A 16,566-nucleotide genomic window follows, 5' to 3' on the forward strand; every position below is an offset into this window, starting at 1 on the left:
TGGACGCGATCACCCCGGCCCGACCGGCCGGACCGGCACGAGGAGGGCACCATGACCGACCGACCCGGGACCGACCGGCACCACGACGTCGGGGACGCGCTCGAGAACGACCGCGAACTGACCGGCGACGCGCTGATGTCCGTCCGCGACTTCAGCAGCGAGGAAGAGGGCTACCACAAGACGCTGAGCTCCCGGCAGATCCAGATGATCGCGATCGGCGGGGCGATCGGCACCGGCCTGTTCATGGGTGCCGGCGGGCGGCTGGCCAACTCCGGCCCGTCCCTCGTGCTCGTGTACCTGGTGTGCGGGTTCTTCGCCTTCCTGATCCTGCGGGCCCTCGGCGAGCTGGTGCTGCACCGCCCGTCGTCGGGTTCCTTCGTCTCGTACGCCCGCGAGTTCTACGGCGAGAAGATGGCGTACGCCGCCGGCTGGATGTACTGGCTGAACTGGGCGATGACGTCGGTCGTGGACACCACCGCGGTCGCCCTCTACGTCAAGTTCTGGGCCCACTACTGGGAACCGATCAACGCCATCCCGCAGTGGGCGATCGCGCTCATCGCCCTGGTCGTCGTCCTGTCGCTGAACCTCGTGTCCGTGCGGATCTTCGGGGAGATGGAGTTCTGGTTCGCCCTGATCAAGGTCGCCGCGCTGGTCATCTTCCTGATCGTCGGCATCATCTTCCTGGTCTCCGGCGCCCACACCGACGCCGGCCCCACCGGGCTGACCGTCTGGTCCCAGAACGACGGCTTCTTCCCCGCCGGCGGCATCGCGCCCATGCTGGCCATCAGCGGCGTCGTGTTCGCCTACGCGGCCATCGAGCTCGTCGGCATCGCGGCGGGTGAGACCGAGAAGCCGCGCGAGGTGATGCCGCGGGCGGTCAACACGGTGATCTTCCGGATCGCGGTGTTCTACGTCGGTTCGGTGCTGCTGCTCTCCCTGCTGCTGCCCTTCACCAGCTACCAGGCGGGCGTCTCGCCCTTCGTCACCTTCTTCTCCCACATCGGCAACCCCGACGCCGGGCTCCTCTCGGCATCGATCATGAACCTCGTGGTGATGACGGCGGCCCTGTCCAGCCTGAACGCCGGCCTGTACTCCACCGGCCGCATCCTGCGCTCGATGTCGGTGAACGGCTCCGCGCCGAAGTTCACCGGTCTGATGAGCTCGCACGGCGTGCCCTACGGCGGCATCCTGCTCACCGCCGCCGTCACCCTGCTCGGTGTCGTGCTGAACGCGGTGGTGCCCTCCCAGGCGTTCGAGATCGTGCTGGAGATCTCCGCACTCGGCATCATCGGCGGCTGGACGACGATCATGCTGTGCCAGATCAAGCTGCACCGCCTCGCCCGTGCCGGTGAACTGGAGCGGCCGTCCTTCCGGCTGTTCGGCGCCCCGTTCACCTCGTACCTCACGCTCGCGTTCCTGCTCTTCGTGCTGGTCACGATGGGCTTCTCCGAGACCGGGCGCTGGGTGCTCGCCTCCCTGATCCTGCTGATCCCACTGCTGATCCTCGGCTGGTTCCGAGCCCGCAACGGCATCTACGCCGCGGCCGCCGAGCGCCAGGGCATCACCGGGCTGCACCCGGTGCTGGCGAACCGGCCGGCCGTCGACCGGAACCGCCGGCCGGAGCGCTGATCAGCGTGCGCTGACAAAACAGTTGTCGAGGGAAGACCGGAGAGGGCGCGTCGCCGCGGGCGACGCGCCCTCTCCGTTCATCATCCCGCCGTGGGTGGTCAGGGAGCGGCTGGGTGACCGGCTCGGGTGACCGGTCGGTTCGTCGGGTCAGTGACCGTCCGCCGGCGCGTCCGCGCCGACCCGGTGTGCGCCGGCGTCATCGGCGTCGTCCGCGTGCCAGATGTCCGGTTCGAGGTAGATGACCCGGGCGATGGGCACCGCCTCGCGGATCCGCGCCTCGGCGGCGTCGATCTCGCGCGCCACCTCCGCTCCCGTCGCGGAGGCGGCGACGGCGATCTTGGCGGCCACGAGCAGCTCCTCGGGCCCGAGGTGCATGGTCTTGAGGTGGATGATCTGCGTGGCACCGTCGGCCTCGAGCGCTCGCTCGATCGCCGCGACGTCCTCCCGGCCGGCCGACTCGCCGAGCAGCAGCGACTTGGTCTCGATGGCGAGCACGACGGCGACCGCGACGAGCAGCAGGCCGATCAGGCCGGTGCCGGCCGCGTCCCACAGCCCGTTGCCGGTGAGCAGGGTCAGGCTCACCCCGGCGAGGGCGAACACCAGGCCCAGCAGCGCCGCCGTGTCCTCGAGCAGGATGACGGGCAGCTCGGGCGCCTTCGCCGTCCGGATGAACGCCCACCAGGAACGGTCCCCGCGCGTCTCGTTGGACTCGCGGATCGCGACGGAGAAGGACCGGCCCTCGGCGATGATGGCGCCGACGAGGACGACGAGCGGCACCCACCACCACTGCCCCTCGATCGGGTGCGGGTCGTGGGCCTTCTCGTACGCCTCGAACAGGGCGAACAGGCCGCCGACGCTGAAGAGGATGATCGAGACGATGAACGCGTACAGGTAGCGCTCGCGCCCGTAGCCGAACGGGTGCTGCGGACTGGCCTGCCGCGAGGCGCGCTTGCCGCCGATCAGCAGGAGCACCTGGTTACCCGAGTCGGCGAACGAGTGGATGGCCTCGGCCAGCATCGACGACGAGCGGGTGAGCAGCCAGGCGAGGAGCTTGAGCGCGGCGATGGTCAGGTTGGCGGCCAGCGCCGCGATGATCGCCGTGTTGCCACCCTTGGTGGACATGAGAGCTCCTTGCGCGCAGTACTGCCGACGTCACGACGGAGTCGGCCGACGCCGGACGGCGTCGTTCAGGAGCGTATCGGATTCCGTCGGCGTCCCGCCCGTAGCAGACGATCCGACGCGTCCGCAAGGGGCAGGTCACACGCAGATGGCCTCGTCAATGCCATACTGGCCTCGTCAGCACCCTGAGGTAAGGAGCAACAACATGGGCATCATTGCATGGATCGTCCTGGGTCTCATCGCAGGGGCGATCGCCAAGGCGATCCTCCCGGGTCGGCAGGGGGGCGGATGGATCGCCACCCTGATTCTCGGCATCATCGGAGCACTGCTGGGCGGCTGGATCGCGAGCGCAATCTTCGGGATCAACGTCAACCAGGAGTTCTTCAGCATCGGGACCTGGATCTTCGCCATCATCGGCGGCGTCATCGTCGCCGCGATCTGGCAGTTCATCCAGGGCCGGATGGGCAGCCGCACCCGCAGCTGATTCACCCAGCATCACCCCACACACAGAACGGCCCGGGCGGAAAAGCCCGGGCCGTTCTGTGTGTGCTGTGCGGAGTATGTTCGGCGTCCGCCGTGCGGCGTGGAGCGCGTCAGCGGCGCTGGGCGCGCGCCGAGGCATAGAGGCACACGGTCGCCGCCGTGCCCACGTTCAGGCTCTCTGCCGCCCCGTAGACGGGCACGCGGACCCGCGCGTCGGCGGCGTCCCGCTCCTCGGGCGACAGCCCGTGCGCCTCGTTGCCGAACAGCCACGCGGTCGACGCCTCGAGCCGGAGCTCCCCCGCTGCGCCGACGACGTCGTCGACCTGGCCGACGGACCGAGCCGCTCCGCCGCCGGTCAGCCGGCGGGACGCGGCGGCGTCCTGCAGCACATCCAGGTTCTCCGTGCCGTAGCCGTCGGCGGCGAGGACCGCGACGCCGGCCTCCCGCAGCCGGGCGGCGAGGTCGGCGAAGGGGACGCCGAGGACCACCGGCAGGTGGAAGAGGGAACCGACCGTCGAGCGGACGACCTTCGGGTTGTACAGGTCGACGCTGCCGTGCGTGAGGATCACCGCGTCCGCTCCGGCCGAGTCGGCCGCCCGCAGGATCGTGCCGGCATTGCCGGGATCGCGCACCTGGCACAGCACCGCGACCAGCCGGGGAGACCCGGCCAGCACGTCGTCGAGGTTCACGTCCACCATCGCGCAGACCGCCACGACGCCCTGCGGGGTCACGGTGTCGCTCATGGCCGCCAGCACCTCCGGCGTGACGCGGCGGAGGACGACGCCGTCGGCGGGCTCGGCCAGCTCCGGGTGCCGGTCCAGCGCGTCCTCGGTGGCGAACACCTGCCGGACGGTCGGCGTCCCGGCACGGTGCCGGCGCAGGGCCTCGCGCACGGCCTGCGGGCCCTCGGCGAGGAACGATCCCTGCTTCGAACGCGCGGAGCGCCCGGTCAGGCGTGCCACGTCCCTCACCCGGTCGGCTCCGGGGTGGGACATGACGACGCTGTCCGGGCGCTCCGTCGGCGGGGTCGAGGCGGGACCGACCGGCGTCGTGCCGGTGTCCCGATCGTCCCGCGAGATGGTGTGCCTCAGGCCGCGGTGGCGGGCGCCGACGTGTCGGCGGGCAGGGCATCCTTGGCGAGCACGACGAGCGCGGTGAACGCGGCCTCGTCGTTGACCGCGAGCTCGGCGAGCATGCGGCGATCGACCTCGATCTCGGCCAGGCGCAGGCCCTGGATGAACCGGTTGTAGGTGATGCCGTTCGCGCGGGCCGCGGCGTTGATGCGCTGGATCCACAGCCGGCGGAAGTCACCCTTCCGGGCACGACGGTCCCGGTAGCTGTAGGTGAACGACTTGGTGACCTGCTCCTTGGCCTTGCGGTACAGGCGCGACCGCTGACCGCGGTAGCCGCTCGCCCGGTCCAGGGTCTCCCGGCGCTTCTTGTGGGCGTTGACCGCCCGCTTCACACGTGCCACGTGCTTACTCCTTCAGATCTGTGGTGAGGTCGGGCCTCACCGGAATGGTCGTCTCGAGCGGGTCTCTGGTCAGAGACCCAGCATCCGCTTGATGGTCTTCCGATCCGCTGCCGACACGTCCTTGTCCATGGACAGGCGGCGGGTCAGGGTGCTGGGCTTGCGCTCGAAGTTGTGGCGCATGCTGGACTGCTGGCGGCGCAGCTTGCCGCTGCCGGTGACCTTGAATCGCTTCTTGGCCCCGCTGTGGGTCTTCTGCTTCGGCATCTGCCGTCTCCGTTCTTCCTGGGCCGCGACCGAGGTCGCGGCGCGTTGCTCGGGCCCGGTCAGGACCCGTTCGTGCGTGGCCCGGCGTGACCGCCGGGCGGGGTGGTGGCTACTTCCGCCCACCCGGCTTGGGACCGGGCTTCGGTGCCGAGGGCCGGGGAGCTCCCGGCTTCGGCGCCGCGGGCTTCGGCGTCGCGGTGCTGGCCGGTGCGGCCGGCCGCGGCGTGGCGGCAGGTCGCGGGGCCGCAGCCGGAGCGGCCGATGCGGGCTTCGGCGTCGCCGGACGCGGGGCCGAGGCCTTCGGGGCCGGCGCCTTCGGCGCTGCGGTGGCCTTCGGAGCCGCGGTCGCGGGCTTCGCAGCGGCCGCGGGCGTCTCCTGCTCGGGCGCCTCGGCGGGCTTCTCCTCGGTGACCGACGCCTCGACGGTGGACGTCTCGGTGGCGGGCGCCTCGACGACCGTCTCCTCGACCGCCGGCGTTTCAGCATCCGGAGTCTCGGCAGCCACAGTCTCCACCGGGCTCTCGACGGCGGCGGGCGTCGCCGTCGTCTCGGCCTGGACCGGAGCCTCGACCGTCTCGGTCTCGGCGGGCTGACCCGCACCGGCGTTCCGCAGCGCGTCACCGATGCTCTGCGTCATCGGCGCCTGCGTGGTCGTGTCGACGCGGTCGTCCGGACGCTTCTTCGAGTCGCGGCGCTCCTCGCGCTGCGCGGCCCGACGCTGGTCGGCCTTGTTCTTCAGCGGGCCGATGACCATGACCATGTTGCGTCCGTCGATGCGGGGCGTGGACTCGACGGAACCGACCTCGGCGACGTCCGTCGCGAGCCGGTCGAGCAGCCGGATGCCCATCTCGGGGCGCTGCTGCTCACGACCACGGAACTGGATCATGGCCTTGACCTTGTCGCCGGCGCCCAGGAAGCGCAGGGCGTGGCCGACCTTGGTCTCGTAGTCGTGCTTGTCGATCTTCAGCCGGAACCGGATCTCCTTGAGCACCGTGTTGGTCTGGTTCTTGCGCGCCTCGCGCGCCTTCACCGCCGCCTCGTACTTGTACTTGCCGAAATCCATCAGCTTGCACACCGGCGGCTTGGCCTGCGGCGCGACCTCGACCAGATCGAGGTCGGACTCTGCGGCCAGTCGAAGGGCGTCCTCGATACGGACGATGCCCACCTGCTCACCGGCAGGCCCGACGAGCCGCACCTCGGGGACGCGGATACGATCATTGATTCGGGGATCGCTAATGTGTTGCTCCTGTGGTCGGTTGGTTGTTCACGCCACGGGGACGTGAGGACCGCACACACACGAAAAGCCTCCGTCTGCGCGTGCACACGGAGGCTTCGTCGAACAACGGCGGAACCACCCCGGTGGATCGGCACCGGCACGGCTGAGCGCACGCCGAACAATGACGATGCACCGCCGACCGGAATCGCTTGATCCAGCAACGTGGTACCCGACCGAGACCCGGCGGCCGCACTCATGAAGACGGGCCGTCGCGGGTGGGAGAAGCCTCCGCTTGCAATCGGCCCGCACAGAGCGGGCCGGTGGTCTGTGTCAAGCTTACCATCATGAGCTTTCCGGACCCGAATTCCTCCGCCCCCGCCCCGCACGATCACACCGACAGCTATGTCTTCCCCGGCGCCGACGGTGCCGGTGCGACCGGTGATGCGACCGGCGGAGGCAGCGACACCGAGCAGGTGCAGCAGCAGATGCGGGACATCGCCGAGGTCCCCGCGGTCGAGGTGATCACGACGGCCGCCGTGCACCTGATGAGTGCCGCCGCCGTCAAGTGCGGTCTGGCGGACGGCCCGGACGCGGCGGAGCTGACGGACCTGGACGAGGCCCGCAAGCTCATCACGGCCCTGGCCGGGTTCGTCACCGCGGCAGCGCCGGAGATCGGCAGCCAGCACGCCGGTCCGCTGCGCGACGGTCTGCGATCGCTGCAGCTGGCCTTCCGCGAGGCCTCGGCCATCCCCGACAAGCCCGGTCAGGGACCCGGCGAGAAGTACACCGGCCCGGTCAACTGAGCATCCGTCAGCAGGCCCGACCGGCGCGTCCCTCCCGACCGATCGGGTCAGACGCGCCGGCTCGGCCCCGTGGATTCAGCACGCCCGGCGTCGGACGGGACTCCCCCAGCCGTCAGGTACGACGGCGCGCCGCGCGGGACCGGCCCGCGATCAGCGCGAGACCCACGAGGGCGAGCAGCAGGGCCAGCGAGCCGGCGCTGACGAAGCCGGCGCCCGGGCCGAACACGTCGATCGCGATGCCGATCGTCGGGGAGCCGAGGGCGCTGCCGGCGGTCAGGGCCGAGCCGTACCAGCCCATCGCCTGCCCGCGACGGGCCTCCCCCACCAGATCGGCGACCCGCTCGCTGCACGCGGTCAGCGTCGGCGCACACAGCAGGCCCGGCGGGATGGCCAGCAGCCCGAGGGTCAGCGGGTCGGTCGCGAACACCATCGGGATGGTCAGCAGGCTCATGCCAGCCAACAGCACCAGCGGCGGGATCGGCCGGTCCAGCACGCCGTAGATCAGCCCGCCGAGCACCGAGGCCAGGCACCAGAACGCGAAGACGAGACCGAGCGAGTCGACCTGATCGGTCTCCCGCAGCACGGCGACGAAGCTGACGTCGCTGCCCGAGAGCAGCAGCCCGACGGCGGCGGCGGCGCCGAGGACGGCGACCACCGCGGGAGTCATCCAACCCAGCCGTGCCCGGCGGCCCACCACGGACAGCGACGACGTGATCAGCGGCAGGGACGAGGTGACCGCGTCCGTGGCAGAGGCGATCTCGGCCGGAGCCAGCGTCTGCACCGCCTCGGCGTCCTGCCGGCGGTTCCGCTCCCCGGCGGCGTCGGCGCCCGCCCCGAGCTGGCTCGAACGCGTGGGCGGGTTGAACCACATCAGCAGCACGCCGGCCAGCGCCGAGCAGACACCGACGAGGACGAGGCCGACCTGGGTGTGCAGGGTCGTGGCCAGCACGACGCCCGAGGCGGGGCCGACGATGAAGACGAGCTCGGTCGCCATCGAGTCGACCGCGTAGGCGGTGCGGCGCTGGTCCTCGGCGACCAGCACCGCGAGCGACTGCCGCACGACGGAGAACACCGGCAGGGCGAACAGGCCTCCGAGCACGGCGGCGGGGATCAGCAGCTCGTACGGCAGGAATGGCGCGATCGACCAGATGACCGCCTCGGCCACCACCGACGGCAGCAGGGCGCGGCGCAGGCCGACGGTGTCGATGCGGTGCCCGCGCCAGGGAGCGCCGACGGCCAGACCGAGGGTGATCGCGGTGGCGACGATGCCGGCGGCGGTGTAACCGCGGGAGAGCGCGTCGACCACGTGCAGCGTCAGCAGCACGCCGGCCGCGGCGTGGGGGACGCGGGCGAGCATGCCGACGAGCAGCAGTCGGCGGATCGGGGGCTGCGACAGCAGGGTGCCGTACCGGGCGAACGTCGTCGTCCTCATGGCGGACTTCGTCCTGTCCTCTCCTCCCGGGCACGACGGCGCGGGTCAGCTGGGGGCGGCCACGATCCGCATCTCGATCGAATCGACGCCGTCGGCGAACACGGGGTCGGCGGCCAGGCGCTCCTGGATGCGACGCACGGTGGCGTCGAGCTCGTGGCGGTCGAGGCCGGTGCGCAGGGTGAGACCGATGCGCAGTTCCGGGCCCGGACCGCCCCCGGCGATCGGCGTGCCGTCGCGGTCGGCACTGGCCACGCCCCGGCCCGCTGCGCAGTCGACCTGCAGGACGGCGGGCTCGCTCACTGTAGCACCGCGAGCGGCGGCGGCGACGGCCTCGTCGGCGTACGACGGCGTCCAGAGTCGCTGCTGCGCGAGGGCCCACAGCGCGGGCCGGCGGACGACGAAACTAACGGTGCCGCCGGGGTCGAGGACCATCAGCTGCGCATCCTCCGCCGCGGCGGACAGCGCGGCGCGCGGCGCCCAGGTGGGGATGGGCCGCGCGTCGGGATGCCAGGCCCGCAGCGTGTCCACGGACGTGAAGACCGGCAGCGCGGTGCGGCCGTCCGGTGCGGCGATGGTGACGAGGGACAGGTCGGCCTCCTTGTCGGAGACCGGAACTCCCGCCGGCTCGTCAATGGATGTCGCATCAGGGCCGGAATCGACACCGGATGGAGCATCTGTTGACGAGCTGGCGTGCGGGTGGCCGGCGACGCTGGCGATCAGCGGGACGAAGACGCGGGCGTCGCGCAGGGCGTCGACGACGGCGCTCTCCCCCACCCGGCCGGACCGCAGCGCCGCCAGGGCCGCGACGACCCCGGCGTCGGCGGTGCCGTCGTCGCCGGCGTGCTCGGCCGTCGCCGGGACCGACCCGGCGAGATCACGGCCCGCCCACGGGATCCCGGCCGAGTCCGCGGGACCGCCGGCGGCGTCCAGCAGGGCCCGGATGTGCCCGGGCAGCTCGCGGCTCACGGGCGGCCGGCGACGTCCAGCGCCTCGGGCAGCGTGAACGCGCCTGCGTACAGCGCCTTGCCCACGATCGCGCCCTCCAGGCCCCGCGGCACGAGGGTGCGCAGCGCCACCAGGTCGTCGAGGGAGGAGATGCCGCCGGAGGCGACGACGGGCTTGCCGGTGCGGGTCATCATCTCGCCCAGCAGGTCCAGGTTCGGGCCGCGCATGGTGCCGTCCTTGGTGACGTCGGTGACGACGTAGCGGGCGCAGCCGGCGTCCTCGAGCCGGGCGAGCACCTCCCACAGGTCGCCGCCGTCACGGGTCCAGCCACGGGCGGCCAGGGTCGTGCCGCGCACGTCCAGACCGACGGCGATCGCGTCGCCGTACTTCTCGATCGCGGCGGCGGTCCACGCGGGGTTCTCCAGGGCGGCGGTCCCGAGGTTGACGCGGGTGGCTCCGAGCTCGAGGGCCTGGTCGAGCGAGGCGTCGTCGCGGATGCCGCCCGAGAGCTCGATCTTCACGTCCAGGCTCTCGACCACCCGGGCGAGCAGGTCCCGGTTGGAGCCCCGGCCGAAGGCGGCGTCGAGGTCCACCAGGTGCACCCACTCGGCACCGGCGTCCTGCCACTGACGCGCGGCATCCACCGGGTCCCCGTAGGCGGTCTCGCTGCCGGCCTCACCCTGGACGAGGCGCACGGCCTGGCCGTCGGCGACGTCGACGGCCGGCAGCAGGACCAGCCGGTCAGCGGGCGCACCGTCCCCGGTCGGGTCGGCCGGCTCGGTGGCGGGGGCCTCGGGCATCGGGTTCGTCATGCGTGTCCTCGTCTTCTCCGGCGCTGCGGGCCGGTGGTGGTGCGTGCCGGTGGGGCCGCTCGATCGAGCGGTCAGAGCGTGTCGAGCCAGTTGCGCAGCAGCTGCGCCCCGGCGTCGGCGGACTTCTCGGGATGGAACTGGGTGGCCGAGAGCGGGCCGTTCTCGACGGCGGCGATGAACGGGCCGCCGTGCCGGCTCCAGGTGACGCGGGGCGCGGTCATCGCGGGGATGGTCACGTCGAACGACCAGTCCTGCACCCCGTAGGAGTGCACGAAGTAGAAGCGCTCGTCGGCCAGCCCGGCGAACAGTGCGCTGTCGGCGGGAGGCTCGACGGTGTTCCAGCCCATGTGCGGGACGACGTCGGCGGCCAGCCGCTTGACCGTGCCCGGCCACTCCCCCAGGCCGGCGGTCGGTACCCCGTGTTCGACGCCACGGTCGAACATCACCTGCATGCCGACGCAGATGCCGAGCACGGGACGGTTGCCGGCGATGCGCCGGCCGATCAGGCGCGGGGCGTCGACGGCGCGCAGCCCGGTCATGACCGCCTCGAACGCGCCGACACCGGGAACCACGAGGCCGGCAGCCTCGGTCACCTCGGCCGGGTCGCGGCTGAGGGTGACATCGGCACCGACCCGCTCCAGCGCGCGCACGGCCGAGCGGATGTTCCCGGACCCGTAGTCCAGGACGGTGACGCGGGGTCTGCCGCTCACAGGGCGCCCTTGGTCGACGGGATGCCGGTCACCCGGGGGTCCGGCTCCACGGCCGCACGCAGCGCACGGGCGAGCGCCTTGAACTGGGCCTCGACGATGTGGTGGGGGTCGCGGCCGCCGAGCACCGTCACGTGCAGGCAGATGTGGGCGTGCAGGGCGAGCGCCTCGAACACGTGCCGGGTGAGGGAGCCGGTGAAGTGGCCGCCGATGAGGTGGTACTCCTGGCCGGCGGGCTCACCGGAGTGGACGAGGTAGGGGCGGCCGGAGATGTCGACGACCGCACGGGCGAGGGCCTCGTCCAGCGGCACGGTGGCCTCGCCGAATCGGCGGATGCCTGCCTTGTCGCCGAGCGCCTCGCGCAGCACGTCGCCCAGGGTGATGGCGACGTCCTCGACGGTGTGGTGGACGTCGATGTGCGTGTCACCGCTCGCCTGGACCGTCAGGTCGATCAGAGAGTGCTTGGCCAGCGCGGTCAGCATGTGGTCGTAGAAGGGCACGGACGTGTCGATCCGGGCCTCGCCGGTGCCGTCGAGGTCGATCTCGACCGTCACGGACGACTCGCTGGTCGTGCGTTGCCGGCGGGCGGTCCGGGATGGGGTGCTCATGGCAGTCCTTCGTGGTCACCGAACGGTGACGGGTCGGAGGGAACGGGATGATTCTAGCGAGCCGCGGCGGACGAGCCGTGGGCGTCCTCGGGGTCGGGCGCCGCCGCCGCGACTCCCACGATCGGTCCGCGCGGGGCTGGTCCGGCGACAGCCGCTCTCACGGGGCGGTCGAGCCGTCCACGTGGCTCGTCGGTGCCGGGCTCACGGGGCGGGCACCGCCACGCCGGCGTCGGCGAGGACCTGCATGCGGTCGAGGAAGGCGCTGGTCTCGGCCTCGGTGCCGGCGCTGACCCGCAGCCGGCCCTGCAGACCGACGTCGCGGATGATGATGCCGGCGTCGAGCAGCCCGTGCCACACGGCCTGGGGGTCGGCCAGCGGGCCGAAGAGGACGAAGTTGGAGTCCGACGGGGTCGGGGTCAGGCCGAGCCGGTCGAGGCCACCGACGATCCGGTCCCGCTGCGCCTTGATGTCCTCGACCGTCGCCAGCAGTTCGTCCGCATGGGTGAGCGCGGCCAGCGCGACGGCCTGCGTGACGGCGGAGAGGTGGTACGGCAGGCGGACCAGGCGCAGGGCGTCGGTCACCTCGGGGGCGGCGGCCATGTACCCGAGCCGGGTGCCGGCCATCCCGAAGGCCTTGCTCATGGTGCGGGAGACGATCAGCCGCTCGCGGCCGGGCAGCAGCTCGAGCGCACTCGGCGTGCCCGTGTGCGCGAACTCCGCGTACGCCTCGTCGACGATCACCATGGACCGTGTCGGCTCGGTGGCCGCATAGACGGCCTCGATCACGTCGAGCCCGGTGGAGGTGCCGGTCGGGTTGTTGGGGCTGCAGACGATGACGACGTCGGGGGCGTGCTCGCGGACCTGCGCCGCCGTGGCCCCGGCGGTGAGGGTGAAGTCCGCCTCCCGGGTGCCCGCGAGGTAGCGGGTGTCCGTGCCGGCGGCCAGCAGGGGGTACATCGAATACGTCGGCGGGAAGCTCATCAGCGTCCGGCCGGGCCCGGCGAACGCCTGGAGGATCTGCTGCAGCACCTCATTGGAGCCGTTGGCCGCCCACAACTGGTCCGCGTCGAGCCCGTGCCCGAGGTAGCGGGCCAGGCTCGTGCGCAAGGTCGTGAATTCCCGGTCCGGGTACCGGTTGAGCGTGCCGAGGGTCCCCTCGACACCGGTGAGGATCGCCTCCCGCACCGGGACCGGGAGCGGATGGGTGTTCTCATTGACGTTCAGCTGGATCGGCACGTCGATCTGCGGCGCTCCGTAGGGAACGGAACCGCGCAGGTTCTCACGCAGCGGCAGCGCCTCGAGGCGCTCCAGTCGGTCCTCGGCGCTGTTGGAAGTCACCGCCCCAGTCTAGGAAGGCGCCCCGGAGGCCGCGAATCGTCGTCGCCCGCGCCGGCAGGCGTCCTCGTCCCACAGCTGCGCAGTCCGTCACCGCCACACCGGCCCACGGTCAGGAGCCGAGGGGGATGTACAGCTTCCGGCCGGCGTCGATGCGGTCCCCACTGAGCCCGTTCAGCGAGACGATCTGGGCGACCACGTCGCGGGTGTCCCGGCCGTGCGCATGGGCCGCGGCGACCTGCCACAGCGACTGACCGGGCTGCACGGTGACCTGCACCGCGGGTGTCGACGGCACCTGACGGACACCCTGCTCCGCCGCGGCGGGCGCAGTCGTGAACACCCCGACCACGGTCAGCAGGACAGCCACGGCCAGCAGCACCGGCAGGCCGACGAAGACGAGCCGACCGCGCCGGGTCAGGTGCACCGGAGAGCGACGGGCGACGGCCGGGACCGCCTTCGCCGCCGGCCGGGCGACGACGGGTGCTGCGGTCACGGGTCGGACCGCGGTCGAGCGGACCGCGCCGCGCGCCGTCGGCCGCAGCGAGCGGGTGGCGCCGCGCGGGGCGCGGCGGAGGGACAGGGTGAAGTTCGGTGCGTGCAGGACGTGGATCGACATGCCAGCCTCCTCGGTCGGGGGACCCGGGACGTGTTCGACCCGGCGCCTGCCGGGTTCGAACACATCTTCGAATCTGTTCTGGTCCATTTCTAGCACTGATCATCGAACGATGTCGAGACTCGCTAGAACATGTGTTTGAAAACGCTCCCCTGCTCCCCTACCGTGAGGCGCAGGGAGCCGGTTCGGTTCCCAGTGCACCAACCGCCACCGACAGAACTGCCGAGAGCCGATTCCGCCGCCGCTCGTGGGCCGTGACGTCGGGACCGTGAGAGGACAGACCGACGTGCAGCGAAGCGCAGCGACCCGGGGCCTGACCGCCCGTCAGCAGAAGATCCTCGAGACCATCCAGCGCTCCGTCACGGCCAAGGGGTACCCGCCGTCCATGCGGGAGATCGGCGACACGGTCGGCCTGGCGAGCCTGTCGAGCGTCACCCATCAGCTCGGCCAGCTCGAGCGGCTCGGCTACCTGCGCCGCGATCCCAAACGGCCCCGGGCGATGGAGGTGCTGATCCCGCTGACGCTCGCGGAGGAGCCGGTGCCCGCCGCGGACGCGGATCCGTCCGTCACCGCGCCCACCCCGCTGGCGCCGTCGGCCACGGACACGGCGATGGTCCCGCTGGTGGGGCGGATCGCGGCCGGTGGCCCGATCCTGGCCGATCAGCAGGTGGAGGACGTCATGCCGCTGCCGCGCCGGCTGGTGGGCCACGGCGAACTGTTCATGCTGCAGGTCGCCGGTGACTCGATGATCGACGCGGCCATCTGCGACGGCGACTGGGTGGTGGTCCGGCGGCAGAACGCGGCCGAGAACGGCGACATCGTGGCCGCGCTCCTCGACGACGAGGCGACGGTCAAGACCTTCCGGCAGCGGGACGGCCACACGTGGCTGCTGCCTCAGAACACGCAGTACGAGCCCATCCTCGGCGACCACGCCACCGTGATGGGCAAGGTCGTCTCGGTGGTCCGCGCCCTCTAGGCCGAGGCGGCCTCGGTACGGTTAGCCGCGTCAGCCGCGTCGGCGGCCGCAAGTCGGCGCAGCGCCGCGAGGGCCACGTCCCGGTCCGTGGTGCTCCAGAACGGCGGCAGGGACGCCCGCAGGAACCCGCCGTACCCGGCGGTCGCGAGCCGCGAGTCGAGGACCGCCACGACGCCGCGATCTCCCCGGCTGCGGATCAGCCGTCCCGCTCCCTGCGCGAGCCGCACCGCGGCGTGGGACGCCGCCACCGCCATGAATCCGTTGCCGCCCGCCCCGGCGACCGCGCGCGTGCGCGCCGTCGAGAGCGCGTCGTCCGGCCGCGGGAAGGGGATCTTGTCGATCACCACGAGCCGGCACGAGGGCCCGGGTACGTCGACGCCCTGCCACAAAGACATGGTGCCGAACAGGCACGTGTCGGGGTCGGCGGCGAACTGGTCGATCAGAGCCGCGGTGCTGCCCTCGCCCTGGCACAGGATCGGCACGTCGAGCTTCTCCCGCAGCGCGTCGGCCGCCTGCTCGGCGGCGCGACGGGCGGAGAACAGACCCAGCGTCCCGCCGCCGGACGCGCGGATCAGCGCCTCCAGTTCCTCGAGGGCGCCCGCGGAGATGCCGGGCCCGGGACGCGGCAGGTGCTTCGCGACGTAGAGCACGCCCTGCCGCGGGTAGTCGAACGGGGAGCCGACGTCGACGCCGGTCCAGGCCGGAGCGCCGGTGCCCTGCAGCCCGAGCGCGCCGGCCACGGGTTCGAAGGCCGCGCCGACGGCCAGCGTCGCGGAGGTGAGCACGACCGTCCGATCGGCGAACAGACCCTCGCGCAGGCGCCCGGCGACCGAGAGCGGCGCGATGGTCAGGGTCGCGGGGTCGGTGGGATCCGCCTCGGCGTAGCCGGTCTGCGGTGACCAGTGGCCCGGCCGGGAGACCCAGACGGCGTCGGTGGCGGGAGCCGCGGCGAGGAGCCGCTCGGCGACGTCGTGCACCTGGGTGAGCCGCGAGCGGGCCATCTGCCGGCCTCCGTCGGCCGGCGCGCCCTGGCCCGACTTGGAGTCGGAGAGCGCGGCGCGGGTGGCCGCCAGCACGCGGTTGACGGCCGTGGACGCATCGTCGTCCAGCCCGCGCCCGAGCAGCCCGGTCGGGGTGGTGGCCAGGGCGGCGTCGAAGCCGTCAGCGGCCTCGTGCAGCGCGGTGACGTCGATCGCGGTGTGACGGCGGGCGGCGGTCGCCGCGGTGTGCACCATCGTGGACGACAGCTGCCCGGTGACGGCCCCGGTCACCCGGTCGGCCAGTTCGTGGGCCTCGTCGATGACGGCCACCTCGTAGTCGGGCAGCACCGCCAGGCCCTCGAAGGCGTCGATCGCGAGCATGGCGTGGTTGGTGACGACGAGGTCCGCCTCGGCGCCGCGCTGACGCGCCCGTTCGCTGAAGCACTCCGCGGCCACCGGGCACTTCTGGGCGCCGATGCACTCCATGGCGCTGACCGAGACCTGCCGCCACGCGCGCTCGGAGACGCCGGGGCGCAGGTCGTCGCGGTCCCCGGTTTCGGTCTCCTCCGCCCAGGCGCGCAGGCGGGTGATCTCGCGGCCCAGCGCGCTGATCGGACCGGAGTCGGCGCGGGTGGCGTCACCGCGCGGAGCACCCGGATGGGGCGTCGTGGTGTCCGCGGCGAGGCTGAACAGCGTGTCGGCGGCGTCCTCCTCCGCGGGGAAACCCCCGTCGAGCTTGTGCCGGCACACGTAGTTGCCGCGGCCCTTGACGAGCGCGACGTCGATCCGCCGGTCCAGTTCGGGGGCGAGGGCGTCGAGCAGGCGCGGCAGATCGCGGCCGACGATCTGGGACTGGAGGGCGAGCGTCGCGGTGGCGACGAGCACCGGCCGTTCGGCGTCGAGCGCGTGCCGGATCAGCGGCACGAGGTAGGCCAGCGACTTGCCGGTGCCCGTGCCGGCCTGGACGAGCAGGTGCCGCTTCTCGGTGATCGCCGCCTCGACGTGCTCGAGCATCGACCGCTGACCGTCGCGGCGTTCCCCACCCAGACCGGCGACGGCCGCGTCGAGCAGCGCCGTCGCGGGCGCGGCGGGGGTACTGCTCACCGCGGTATCGGCGTCCCTCTCGCGCTGGTCCTTCCCGCGCTGGTCCTTCCCGCTGCGCAGGGTGGG

The 16,566-nt window shown here is 72.3% G+C and carries 17 protein-coding genes; 4 read left to right on the forward strand and 13 right to left on the reverse strand.

The genetic code is table 11. From position 1 onward, the window contains the following. The first annotated feature begins 51 nt into the window (after positions 1–51). A complete protein-coding gene (locus BGP79_RS12805) occupies positions 52–1,629 on the forward strand; it encodes an amino acid permease (RefSeq protein ID WP_076696152.1) in 1,578 nt (525 codons plus the stop codon). A gap of 147 nt (positions 1,630–1,776) precedes the next feature. Here BGP79_RS12805 and BGP79_RS12810 read toward each other — a convergent pair whose 3' ends face one another. Continuing rightward, complete coding sequence (locus BGP79_RS12810; protein WP_076696154.1) at positions 1,777–2,751, reverse strand: cation diffusion facilitator family transporter; 975 nt, start codon at positions 2,749–2,751, stop codon at positions 1,777–1,779. A 202-nt stretch (positions 2,752–2,953) separates the two neighbouring features. On the opposite strand from BGP79_RS12810, the gene BGP79_RS12815 reads away from it, so the two are divergent. Beyond that, complete coding sequence (locus BGP79_RS12815; protein WP_076696156.1) at positions 2,954–3,232, forward strand: GlsB/YeaQ/YmgE family stress response membrane protein; 279 nt, start codon at positions 2,954–2,956, stop codon at positions 3,230–3,232. A gap of 109 nt (positions 3,233–3,341) precedes the next feature. Here the strand turns inward: BGP79_RS12815 and BGP79_RS12820 are convergent, their stop codons facing one another. From BGP79_RS12820 to infC, 4 genes are all read right to left on the reverse strand, one after another. Beyond that, positions 3,342–4,226, reverse strand: coding sequence for an RNA methyltransferase (locus BGP79_RS12820; RefSeq protein ID WP_076696158.1), 885 nt, complete (start codon positions 4,224–4,226; stop codon positions 3,342–3,344). 92 nt (positions 4,227–4,318) lie between these two features. Beyond that, positions 4,319–4,705, reverse strand: coding sequence for a 50S ribosomal protein L20 (rplT, locus tag BGP79_RS12825; RefSeq protein ID WP_076696160.1), 387 nt, complete (start codon positions 4,703–4,705; stop codon positions 4,319–4,321). A 69-nt stretch (positions 4,706–4,774) separates the two neighbouring features. Beyond that, positions 4,775–4,969 (reverse strand): 50S ribosomal protein L35, encoded by a 195-nt coding sequence (gene rpmI, locus BGP79_RS12830; RefSeq protein ID WP_076696162.1) that lies wholly within the window; start codon positions 4,967–4,969, stop codon positions 4,775–4,777. A gap of 109 nt (positions 4,970–5,078) precedes the next feature. After that, positions 5,079–6,164, reverse strand: a complete 1,086-nt coding sequence (infC, locus tag BGP79_RS12835) for a translation initiation factor IF-3 (RefSeq protein ID WP_233121513.1) — start codon at positions 6,162–6,164, stop codon at positions 5,079–5,081. Between the two features lie 365 nt (positions 6,165–6,529). On the opposite strand from infC, the gene BGP79_RS12840 reads away from it, so the two are divergent. Next, complete coding sequence (locus BGP79_RS12840) at positions 6,530–6,988, forward strand: DUF1844 domain-containing protein (RefSeq protein ID WP_198928483.1); 459 nt, start codon at positions 6,530–6,532, stop codon at positions 6,986–6,988. A 112-nt stretch (positions 6,989–7,100) separates the two neighbouring features. On the opposite strand, the gene BGP79_RS12845 is transcribed toward BGP79_RS12840, so the two are convergent. From BGP79_RS12845 to BGP79_RS16210, 7 genes are all read right to left on the reverse strand, one after another. Beyond that, entirely contained in the window at positions 7,101–8,420 is a 1,320-nt protein-coding gene (locus BGP79_RS12845) for an MFS transporter (protein WP_076696166.1), read from the reverse strand. Positions 8,421–8,465: 45 nt separating this feature from the next. Continuing rightward, positions 8,466–9,386 carry an SseB family protein gene (locus BGP79_RS12850; protein WP_076696168.1) on the reverse strand — a complete coding sequence of 307 codons (921 nt, stop codon included), beginning with the start codon at positions 9,384–9,386 and terminating at the stop codon, positions 8,466–8,468. Next, a complete protein-coding gene (gene priA, locus BGP79_RS12855) occupies positions 9,383–10,165 on the reverse strand; it encodes a bifunctional 1-(5-phosphoribosyl)-5-((5-phosphoribosylamino)methylideneamino)imidazole-4-carboxamide isomerase/phosphoribosylanthranilate isomerase PriA (RefSeq protein WP_076696937.1) in 783 nt (260 codons plus the stop codon). The genes BGP79_RS12850 and priA overlap by 4 nt, the downstream gene beginning before the upstream one ends. Before the next feature lie 83 nt (positions 10,166–10,248). Then, positions 10,249–10,887 carry an imidazole glycerol phosphate synthase subunit HisH gene (gene hisH / locus BGP79_RS12860; RefSeq protein WP_076696170.1) on the reverse strand — a complete coding sequence of 213 codons (639 nt, stop codon included), beginning with the start codon at positions 10,885–10,887 and terminating at the stop codon, positions 10,249–10,251. Beyond that, positions 10,884–11,492: an imidazoleglycerol-phosphate dehydratase HisB gene (hisB, locus tag BGP79_RS12865; protein WP_076696172.1), complete on the reverse strand. Its 609-nt coding sequence runs from the start codon at positions 11,490–11,492 to the stop codon at positions 10,884–10,886. The genes hisH and hisB overlap by 4 nt, the downstream gene beginning before the upstream one ends. Positions 11,493–11,693: 201 nt before the next feature. Continuing rightward, positions 11,694–12,830, reverse strand: coding sequence for a histidinol-phosphate transaminase (locus BGP79_RS12870; RefSeq protein ID WP_076696174.1), 1,137 nt, complete (start codon positions 12,828–12,830; stop codon positions 11,694–11,696). Positions 12,831–12,939: 109 nt separating this feature from the next. Then, the gene (locus BGP79_RS16210) at positions 12,940–13,443 is read right to left on the reverse strand and encodes a LysM peptidoglycan-binding domain-containing protein (protein WP_083701916.1); all 504 of its coding nucleotides are present in this window, start codon (positions 13,441–13,443) and stop codon (positions 12,940–12,942) included. A 265-nt stretch (positions 13,444–13,708) separates the two neighbouring features. Between BGP79_RS16210 and lexA the strand changes: the two genes are divergently transcribed. Next, the gene (gene lexA, locus BGP79_RS12880) at positions 13,709–14,416 is read left to right on the forward strand and encodes a transcriptional repressor LexA (protein ID WP_076696944.1); all 708 of its coding nucleotides are present in this window, start codon (positions 13,709–13,711) and stop codon (positions 14,414–14,416) included. Here lexA and BGP79_RS12885 read toward each other — a convergent pair. After that, the gene (locus tag BGP79_RS12885; RefSeq protein ID WP_076696947.1) at positions 14,413–16,500 is read right to left on the reverse strand and encodes an ATP-dependent DNA helicase; all 2,088 of its coding nucleotides are present in this window, start codon (positions 16,498–16,500) and stop codon (positions 14,413–14,415) included. The two genes, lexA and BGP79_RS12885, sit on opposite strands and share 4 nt — an antisense overlap. Positions 16,501–16,566: the final 66 nt, after the last annotated feature.

Source organism: Tersicoccus sp. Bi-70 (genome assembly GCF_001968825.1).
Taxonomy (GTDB): domain Bacteria; phylum Actinomycetota; class Actinomycetes; order Actinomycetales; family Micrococcaceae; genus Tersicoccus.

Excerpts from the sequence above, each read along its gene's own strand:
- BGP79_RS12840 (WP_198928483.1), top strand. The coding sequence starts at position 6,530 with ATGAGCTTTCCGGACCCGAATTCCTCCGCCCCCGCCCCGCACGATCAC.
- rpmI (WP_076696162.1), bottom strand. The coding sequence starts at position 4,969 with ATGCCGAAGCAGAAGACCCACAGCGGGGCCAAGAAGCGATTCAAGGTC.
- BGP79_RS16210 (WP_083701916.1), bottom strand. The coding sequence starts at position 13,443 with ATGTCGATCCACGTCCTGCACGCACCGAACTTCACCCTGTCCCTCCGC.
- BGP79_RS12810 (WP_076696154.1), bottom strand. The coding sequence starts at position 2,751 with ATGTCCACCAAGGGTGGCAACACGGCGATCATCGCGGCGCTGGCCGCC.
- BGP79_RS12815 (WP_076696156.1), top strand. The coding sequence starts at position 2,954 with ATGGGCATCATTGCATGGATCGTCCTGGGTCTCATCGCAGGGGCGATC.
- hisB (WP_076696172.1), bottom strand. The coding sequence starts at position 11,492 with ATGAGCACCCCATCCCGGACCGCCCGCCGGCAACGCACGACCAGCGAG.
- BGP79_RS12805 (WP_076696152.1), top strand. The coding sequence starts at position 52 with ATGACCGACCGACCCGGGACCGACCGGCACCACGACGTCGGGGACGCG.
- BGP79_RS12845 (WP_076696166.1), bottom strand. The coding sequence starts at position 8,420 with ATGAGGACGACGACGTTCGCCCGGTACGGCACCCTGCTGTCGCAGCCC.
- priA (WP_076696937.1), bottom strand. The coding sequence starts at position 10,165 with ATGCCCGAGGCCCCCGCCACCGAGCCGGCCGACCCGACCGGGGACGGT.
- BGP79_RS12820 (WP_076696158.1), bottom strand. The coding sequence starts at position 4,226 with ATGTCCCACCCCGGAGCCGACCGGGTGAGGGACGTGGCACGCCTGACC.